This is a genomic window from Lactobacillus sp. HBUAS51381 (genome assembly GCF_012641095.1).
Classification (GTDB): Bacteria; Bacillota; Bacilli; order Lactobacillales; family Lactobacillaceae; genus Levilactobacillus.
The window spans coordinates 55,681-63,954 of sequence record NZ_JAAVSC010000014.1; the positions used below are offsets into that span (position 1 = coordinate 55,681).

Genomic DNA, 8,274 nt, shown 5'->3' on the forward strand with positions numbered 1-8,274 from the left:
ATCAAAGAACTTAAAACCAAGAAAGTATGGTGTACGATGACTTCAGTAATTTTTATGGGCACGCCCGAATTTTCGGCGCCCATTCTGAGCAGTTTAATTGAAAAGGGGTATGACGTTTTAGCCGTGGTTACCCAACCCGATCGGCGAGTTGGCCGTAAACATGTGTTGACCGCATCACCCGTGAAACAGGTGGCCGTGGCCCACAACATTGAAGTGCTCCAGCCCCAGAAGATTTCCGGGAGTGACGAGATGGCACGGGCAATCGAATTGGCTCCGGACCTGATTGTGACGGCGGCGTTCGGCCAATTTTTGCCGACTAAGTTGTTGAAGGCTGCCAAGGTGGCTGCCGTCAACGTCCATGCCTCCCTGTTGCCCAAGTACCGTGGCGGGGCCCCCGTGCACTATGCCATTATGAATGGGGACAAGGAGACCGGGGTATCCATCATGTTCATGGAAAAGAAGATGGATGCCGGCGCCGTGTTGGCGCAACGGGCGATTCCGATTACGGATCAAGACGATGTGGGCTCCATGTTTGATAAGCTCAGTCTGGTGGGCCGGGATCTATTGCTGGAGACGCTACCAAAATTACTGGCTGGCGAAATTACGCCGGTTCCGCAAGACGAATCCCAAGTGACCTTCTCACCGACGATCAAGTCCGACGAAGAACGGATTGACCTGAACCTGAGTGCGCATCTGATCGACTGCAAGGTCCGCGCACTGCGGCCAGCGCCAATTGCCCACATCTACCTCAACGGCGTGCGAACGAAGCTCTGGGACGTGACGGTCTTGGATCAGACGACCGACTTACAGCCAGGAGCTCTGGTGAGTCACGACAAGCATCACCTGGCTATTGCGACCGGGAAACACGGGGTTTTGGCCTTAAACGAGATTCAACCGGCTGGCAAGCCGAAGTTAAGTATTACGGACTTTCTGAACGGAACCAGCGATGCACTGACAATTGGCGAACAGGTGGCTGAATAATGACAAAGAATACAACACCCCGGGCATTAGCGGTTGAAGCTTTGACGCGCGTGGCCAACGGGGCTTACTCAAACTTACAGTTGGAACAGACCTTAGAGAGTCACAATTTAAGCGATGTTGATCGGCGCTTTGTGACCAACTTGGTTTACGGTACAATCCAACATCAATTAACCTTGGAATACTACTTAGAAGGCTTCGTAAAGCCCAATCAGAAGGTGTTACCCTGGGTCAAGATGACCCTGTTGGTCGCCCTGTACCAAGAAATTTATTTGGATCGGGTTCCCAAACGGGCCATCTTTAACGAGGCCATTCAGTTGGCCAAGGATCGGGGCCACGAAGGCATTCGGCGCTTCGTGACCGGTGTCTTACACGCCATCGACCGGCAGGGGTTACCCGATATCAGTCAGATCAAGGACCCCGTGCAACGGTTGAGCCTGCAATACTCCGTACCCGAATGGTTAGTCGTCGCCATCCAAAAGCAGGTTGGCGATGACAAGGCGGTCAGTATTTTAGAGACCATTAACCAACCCGCAGCGCAGTCCGTCCGGGTCAATACGGCGGTGGCCACGGTCGAAGAGGTGGCACAGTCGCTGACCGACCAAGGCTACACGGTGACGCCCAGTCTGGTGGCCGGAAACGCCTTTCGTTTGGACGATAAGGCAGCGAACCAGAGTAACGTCTTCGAGACCGGTGAGCTGACGATTCAAGACGAGAGCGCCATGCTACCCGTGGAAGCCCTACAGGTTCGGCCCGGCGATCAAGTCCTCGATGCTTGTGCCGCACCAGGCGGCAAGACCACTCAGATTGCGGCGTTACTCGACGCCCATTCCGGTGGAAAGGTCACGGCACTCGACCTACATCCCAAGAAGGTTAACCTGATTGAGAAGAATGCTGAGCGCCTTCACGTGGCCGATCGGGTGGATGCTGTGGCCCTGGATGCCCGGAAGATTAACGATCAATTTCCGAAGAAACAGTTTGACCGCATCTTAGTGGACGCCCCTTGTTCCGGGTTGGGACTGATTCGGCGCAAGCCAGAGATCCGCTATGAAAAGACGCCGCAAGACATTCAACAGCTCCAACGCGTCCAGCTGGGCATCTTGGATGCCGTGAGTGAAAAGCTTAAGCCAAATGGGATCTTGGTCTACAGTACCTGCACGATCTTGGATACGGAGAATGCCGATGTCGCCGAAAAGTTTTTGGCCGACCATCCGGACTTTGAAGCCATGCGGGTTGAGACGCAACTAAAGGTCAAGGATGACCGCAGCACGGACACGTTAGCCATCTATCCGGATGATTTTGATTCGGACGGGTTCTTCGTGAGTGCGTTTCGTAAGAAAAAATAGGGGTGACGGGCAATGAAAGTGGCATACCGAACGTCAATTGGTAAACAGCGCGAGGATAATGAAGACTACGTGGATGTTTTCACGAATCTTGCGGGGCAACATCTCGCGATTATCGCCGATGGCATTGGCGGCCATCAAGGCGGGGATGTGGCCAGTGCGATGGCCGTCTCCCACCTTGGTCACGAGTTCGAACAGACAGAGTTGACGACGCCAACCGCGGCCCGAACCTGGATTACCGGCGAGATTACGGCGGAGAATCAGTCGATCATTGACAAATCGAATGAGTTTGCCGACCTCAACGGGATGGGAACGACCTTAGTGGCGGCGCTCTACTTTACCGAAGAAGTGGTCATTGCCAGTATCGGGGATTCCAGAGCCTATCTGTTGCGTGACGGGCAGCTCCGTCAGTTGACCGAGGACCACTCGCTGGTCAATGAACTGGTCAAACGGGGCGAGATTAGCAAACAAGCCGCGCGGCATCACCCGCAAAAAAATGTGATTATTCGGTCGTTAGGAATTTCGGCGGACGCCCGTTTTGACCTGAACACCTATCCGTTGGTGATTGGAGATCAACTCTTGCTGTGTACCGATGGGCTAACCAACATGGTGACCGACGCGGAGATTCAAAAGGTGCTGCTCAGCGCGCGACCCACGGCTGAAAAATGTGATCGGTTGATTGAAATGGCGAACGCTGCCGGCGGACTGGATAACATTACCGTCCTGATCATCGCCAACCTCGATGGGGAGGTGAGCTGATGCGCACGGGTTACACGTTAAATGGCCGCTACCGCATCATCCGTTCTTTGGGTGAAGGTGGCATGGCGAACGTTTACTTGGCACATGACTTGATCTTGGACCGTGACGTGTCCGTCAAGCTCCTCCGGTTGGATCTCCGAGATGATCCGGCAACGGTGCGACGCTTCCAGCGTGAGGCGCTCGCCGCCACGGAATTGGTTAACGATAATATTGTCCAGGTCTACGATGTCGGTGAGGAAAACGGCATGCAGTATCTGGTCATGGAATACGTCGAGGGAACCGATCTCAAGGCGTTTATTAAGAAACACTTCCCGATTCCCTATCAGGAAGTCATTCAGATTATGATGCAGATTCTCAATGCGGTGAAGACGGCCCACGAACATAACATTATTCACCGGGACCTCAAACCTCAAAATATCTTGATCGATGAACATCAGGTCGCTAAGATTACTGACTTTGGGATTGCGGTTGCCATGTCCGAGCATAGTCTGACCCAGACCAATACCGTGCTGGGGTCCGTGCACTACCTGTCACCAGAACAGGCACGGGGCGGGATGGCGACCAAGCAGTCCGACATTTATTCGCTGGGGATTATTCTCTATGAGATGCTGACCGGAACGGTGCCTTTTGAGGGCGAAACGGCCGTGTCCATTGCCCTGAAGCACTTCCAGTCGGAGATCCCGTCCGTGCGTGACATCGATCCGCGGATTCCGCAGGCGTTGGAAAACGTGGTCTTGAAGGCCACGTCGAAGCGGCCGGCCGATCGGTATACCGATGTCGCGAGTATGGCAGAGGATCTGAAGACGTCGTTGTCACCGAAGCGGGCGGGCGAACTGCGGTTTACCCCCGCAGAGAATGACGATGGTGAAACCAAAGTCTTGCCGGTCAGCGCGCTCAGCACGTCGCCGGTGCCTCACGCCATCGCTAAGACTCCGGGTGAAAAGGCCGCGGCGGCCACGAAGACCGATCCGGAGACGACCGATCAGGCGGCCACGGGTAAGAAAAAGCGGAAGAAATACCGCCATCCGCGTCGTCGTAAATTCCTGATCGCAGGGGGAATCATTCTCCTGTTGATCCTGGGGATCTTCATCGGTATGGCGCTCTTCAGGCCCCAGATGACCAACGTGCCTAACGTGGTTGGCGATGAGGAGACCGTGGCACGGCGAGCAATGGCTACGGCTAAGCTCAAGGTTGGAACGGTTCACAAAACCGCAAGTAATAAGGTGAAAGTCCACCGGGTCGTGCGGACCGAGCCGCGGTCGGGTACCCAGCTCAAACAAGAAACCGTGGTTGATCTGTGGATTAGTACCGGTCCCAAGCGATATAAGTTAGCCAATTACCAGGGTGATTCGTATGCCAGCACCGCTGCCAAGCTGGAGGCGTTGGGCTTTAGTGTTCACCGCGAATCGGTGCACTCAACCAGCGTGCCGGCCGGAAAGATTATGCAGCAGAGTGTGGCTGCTGGTCGTCAGGTGATCCCAGCTAAGACCGATCTTACCTTTACGGTCTCCACGGGTTCGGAGACGGTGACCCTGGCTGATTTGAGCAATAAGACCAAGAGTCAGGCGCAGAGCTACGCGACGAGTCACAACTTGAACCTGGCCTTCCAATACGCCTATTCGAGTGATGTGACGAAGGGGCACGTGATTCGGCAGTCGCCGGGTGAAGGCGCCGTGGTTCAAGAAGGTGACGAGATTACGTTGACCATGTCTCGCGGGGACCAGAGTGAAAGTAGTTCGAGCGTGGACGAGTTCAGCGTGAACGTCAAGATTCCGTTTGACAGTGGTTCAACCGCTGATGACAGCGATGACGACAGTGAAAGTAGCGCATCGTCCAGCAGTGATAGCAATCTGGTTCAGATTTATCTGCGGGATCAAGACCACGAGTTAAGCTCGATTTACAAACAAATGACGATTACCGCGGACACGACGGTGACGCTGCCGTTTACGGTAGCCGCGGGCAAGTCTGGGGCGTATAAGGTCGTTCGTGACGGCCACGTCATTGCTTCGGATAATCACGTCACGAAAAATTAAGGAAAAAACCTGCATTTATAGCTCAGTTCTTTTATAATGATAGAGGACTGAGTTTTTTTGTCCCCAAAATCTGATTGATTTCGGGGGATGCACCAAGTGTGTTGAGAACCAGGAAGAAGGAGGTGCTGCATGTCAGAGGGACAAATTCGCCAATCACTGAGCGGTTTTTATGACGTTTTCAGCGATGGTGAGCTGTATCGCACGCGGGCCCGGGGGAACTTTCGTAAGCGGCGAATCACGCCGCTCGTGGGAGACCGGGTTCGGTTCGAAAGTTCGACCCCCAAGGAGGGGTACATTCTAGAAATCTTACCACGGGATAACGCGTTGACCCGCCCACCCGTCGCAAATGTCGACCAGGGTGTGGTCGTGACGGCGGTGGCGTCGCCCGAATTTTCCACGAATCTGTTGGATCGTCAGTTGGTCGCCTTAGAGGTCAGCCATATTGCGCCGGTCATCTACTTCACCAAGACCGACCTCATTTCGGATGACCGTTATCGGGAGTTCGAGACGCTCGCGGCGGGGTATCGGGAGATTGGCTACGATGTGTGCTTGACGCGAGAACCCTTTGCGCAGAGTGGTCTGGATGCGTTACGGGAGCTACTCGCGAATAAGGTAACCGTCATCATGGGTCAGACCGGGGCGGGGAAGTCCACCTTACTCAACCACATCTCACCGGAGTTGACGCTGGCCACTGGCGAAATCTCGACGGCCCTGAATCGGGGGAAACACACCACCCGGAAGGTGAGCCTCATGCCGGTAGCGGACGGTCTGGTTGCCGATACGCCGGGATTCTCGTCTTACGATACCCTGACGATTGACTACCGTGAACTGGGGCAGTATTTCCCCGAGTTTGCGTTGGCCTCACGGGACTGTCGGTTCAGAGGCTGCGTGCACGTCAACGAGCCCGGCTGTGCGGTCAAGGACGGTATTGCCGCGGGAACGTTCATGCAGAGTCGATACGACAACTACCTGCTATTACTCACGTTGTTAAAGAATCAAAAACCTGTTTATAATAAAAAGAAATGAGGAAGAAAATTTATGATTAAAGTAGCGCCATCAATCTTAAGTGCAGATTACGTCAATTTACAACCAGACATCGAGAAGGTCGACAAGGCCGGTGCCGAAGTCTTACACATCGACATCATGGACGGTAACTTCGTGCCAGCACTGTCATACGGTCCCGGCTGGGTGAAAGCGATTCGGCCAATCACCAAGATGGTCTTGGACGTGCACATGATGGTTCAAAACCCAGAACGGTACGTGGATGACTTTGCCAAGGCCGGTGCCGATATTATCGGGGTTCACGTTGAAGCTACGCCGCACATTCACCGGGCCTTACAGATGATTCAAAACGCCGGTGTAACGCCGGAAGTGGTCATCAACCCCGGGACGCCGGTCTCAGCCATTGAACCCGTCTTAGACATGGTTGGCCAAGTATTGGTTATGACGGTTAACCCTGGTTTCGGTGGGCAGAAGTTCCTGCACAGTACCGTTGAAAAGATTGCGCAACTCGACGCCATCAAGAAGGCCAAGGGCTACGACTTTGATATCGAAGTTGACGGTGGGGTTAACGACAAGACGGTCGTTGACTGCGCCAACGCTGGGGCCACGGTTGCCGTAGCTGGGTCGTATGTTTTCAACGCCGATGACCCGGTTGAACGCATCAACGCCTTGAAGGCTGCGACGAAATAATGCCACGGGGCGGAACGTTCAATCTCCTCGTGGGTGGGCCCAAGGCGGAATGGCCAGATGACCTGCGTTCACGGAAAATTGACGGCCCCTGGATTGGCGTTGATCGGGGGACGCTACGGTTAATTGATCACAATATTCAGCCGGTGGCGGCGATCGGGGATTTTGATTCCCTCCAGCCAGTCGAACTGCAACGGGTGCGCCGTAATGTCAAGGACATCCGCCAATCACAGCCGGAGAAGGACTTTACCGATACGCAGATGGCGGTGTCGGTCGCGTTAAATGACTACGGGGCCGAGCACGTCGATATTTACGGGGCTACGGGTGGTCGTTTGGATCATTTTCTGGCCAATCTGTTTATCGTGCTCCAACCGGAGTTCAAACGGTATGCGAATCGGATTCGCTTGATTGATAAGCAGAATACGATTTCGTTTTATTTGCCAGGCCACTATCACGTGACCAAGGAGCCAGATAAGAATTATTTGGCGTTTATTCCACTCACGTCCATCGACCACTTAAGTTTGGTTAATGAAAAGTATCAACTCCACAACGAGCCGATTCCGTACCCCATTTCACTCGCCAGCAACGAATTTGTCGGGAATACCGGTGAATTTCAGTTCGATACGGGCTTGCTGTGCGTGATTCAAAGCTGTGACACCTATGAGTCTCGCCACGAGTAACGGATTGGTCTTTTGAAAAGTTTTGCAGAAAATATAAAATCGTCCTGCACCGGATTCTTCCGGTACGGGACGATTTTTTTTGAAGACTGAAGGTTGAGAGTGCGTGAACACAATCTAGTCCTCAGCTAACAAGATTTATTGCCATTAAACTAGTCAAACTAGTCATTAACGATCACCTGCGGCTGCCAGAGATTCCAGCGCTGTGGGGACCGCCTGCGGCCTGAGAAGCGGTCCTCCGGCTCGGCTTGAAGCCTAACCAAGACCGTCAGTCTCCAAACACGTCCCGCGCTGTAAGCTGTTGCACAGCTAACACCGCTGTCACGGCTACCTACATCTCTGTCTGCCTCCGGTTACGATAGTTGAAAACCATTAAATTTGCGGTAACATCGCTGGAATGGCAACGTTCTACCAGTTTAATTGGGTACATCTCATGTAGCCGTGAGTGAGTCAAATTTGGTCTCAGCCGTGGGACTTTTCAAGTGTTCTGCTTGGAAAGTGGCGTCTTTGAGACGTGAACTTCGGCTCAAAGCGAGGGAAAAGACAGGGCTTGGTTTTTTCCCGTCCTGCCCACCGCGTTCCAGACCAAATTTGGCGAACGGTAAGGCGACCAGTACGCGACCAGCATCTAATAATAGTCACTAGCCCAGTCACAGCAGGGATTCTAGCTGTATTTACCTTTAGATTCTTAATATGGGCTCTTTGTCAACTGTTGTTGGTAATCTGCTGTATAGGGTTGCCTAATCGCATTGTGATTAGGCAACCTTTTTGATTCCGAATACTAGATGAATCCTT

General features: G+C 53.4%; 7 protein-coding genes. All 7 read left to right on the plus strand.

The window, feature by feature from the left end; translation table 11 throughout:
* The first annotated feature begins 36 nt into the window (after positions 1 to 36).
* The 7 genes from fmt (at position 37) to HEQ50_RS06565 (ending at position 7,482) form a co-directional block, all read left to right on the plus strand.
* Positions 37 to 981, plus strand: a complete 945-nt coding sequence (gene fmt, locus HEQ50_RS06535; protein WP_168899716.1) for a methionyl-tRNA formyltransferase — start codon at positions 37 to 39, stop codon at positions 979 to 981.
* Entirely contained in the window at positions 981 to 2,324 is a 1,344-nt protein-coding gene (rsmB, locus tag HEQ50_RS06540; protein ID WP_168899717.1) for a 16S rRNA (cytosine(967)-C(5))-methyltransferase RsmB, read from the plus strand. The genes fmt and rsmB overlap by 1 nt, the downstream gene beginning before the upstream one ends.
* 12 nt (positions 2,325 to 2,336) lie before the next feature.
* Positions 2,337 to 3,080, plus strand: a complete 744-nt coding sequence (locus HEQ50_RS06545) for a Stp1/IreP family PP2C-type Ser/Thr phosphatase (protein ID WP_168899718.1) — start codon at positions 2,337 to 2,339, stop codon at positions 3,078 to 3,080.
* Positions 3,080 to 5,113 carry a Stk1 family PASTA domain-containing Ser/Thr kinase gene (gene pknB / locus HEQ50_RS06550; RefSeq protein ID WP_168899719.1) on the plus strand — a complete coding sequence of 678 codons (2,034 nt, stop codon included), beginning with the start codon at positions 3,080 to 3,082 and terminating at the stop codon, positions 5,111 to 5,113. The genes HEQ50_RS06545 and pknB overlap by 1 nt, the downstream gene beginning before the upstream one ends.
* Before the next feature lie 129 nt (positions 5,114 to 5,242).
* Complete coding sequence (gene rsgA / locus HEQ50_RS06555) at positions 5,243 to 6,139, plus strand: ribosome small subunit-dependent GTPase A (RefSeq protein WP_168899720.1); 897 nt, start codon at positions 5,243 to 5,245, stop codon at positions 6,137 to 6,139.
* 12 nt (positions 6,140 to 6,151) lie between these two features.
* Positions 6,152 to 6,805: a ribulose-phosphate 3-epimerase gene (gene rpe / locus HEQ50_RS06560; protein WP_168849736.1), complete on the plus strand. Its 654-nt coding sequence runs from the start codon at positions 6,152 to 6,154 to the stop codon at positions 6,803 to 6,805.
* Positions 6,805 to 7,482, plus strand: coding sequence for a thiamine diphosphokinase (locus HEQ50_RS06565; RefSeq protein WP_168899721.1), 678 nt, complete (start codon positions 6,805 to 6,807; stop codon positions 7,480 to 7,482). The genes rpe and HEQ50_RS06565 overlap by 1 nt, the downstream gene beginning before the upstream one ends.
* The last annotated feature ends 792 nt before the right edge of the window (positions 7,483 to 8,274 follow it).

Excerpts from the sequence above, each read along its gene's own strand:
- fmt (WP_168899716.1), top strand. The coding sequence starts at position 37 with ATGACTTCAGTAATTTTTATGGGCACGCCCGAATTTTCGGCGCCCATT.
- rsmB (WP_168899717.1), top strand. The coding sequence starts at position 981 with ATGACAAAGAATACAACACCCCGGGCATTAGCGGTTGAAGCTTTGACG.
- HEQ50_RS06545 (WP_168899718.1), top strand. The coding sequence starts at position 2,337 with ATGAAAGTGGCATACCGAACGTCAATTGGTAAACAGCGCGAGGATAAT.
- pknB (WP_168899719.1), top strand. The coding sequence starts at position 3,080 with ATGCGCACGGGTTACACGTTAAATGGCCGCTACCGCATCATCCGTTCT.
- rsgA (WP_168899720.1), top strand. The coding sequence starts at position 5,243 with ATGTCAGAGGGACAAATTCGCCAATCACTGAGCGGTTTTTATGACGTT.
- rpe (WP_168849736.1), top strand. The coding sequence starts at position 6,152 with ATGATTAAAGTAGCGCCATCAATCTTAAGTGCAGATTACGTCAATTTA.
- HEQ50_RS06565 (WP_168899721.1), top strand. The coding sequence starts at position 6,805 with ATGCCACGGGGCGGAACGTTCAATCTCCTCGTGGGTGGGCCCAAGGCG.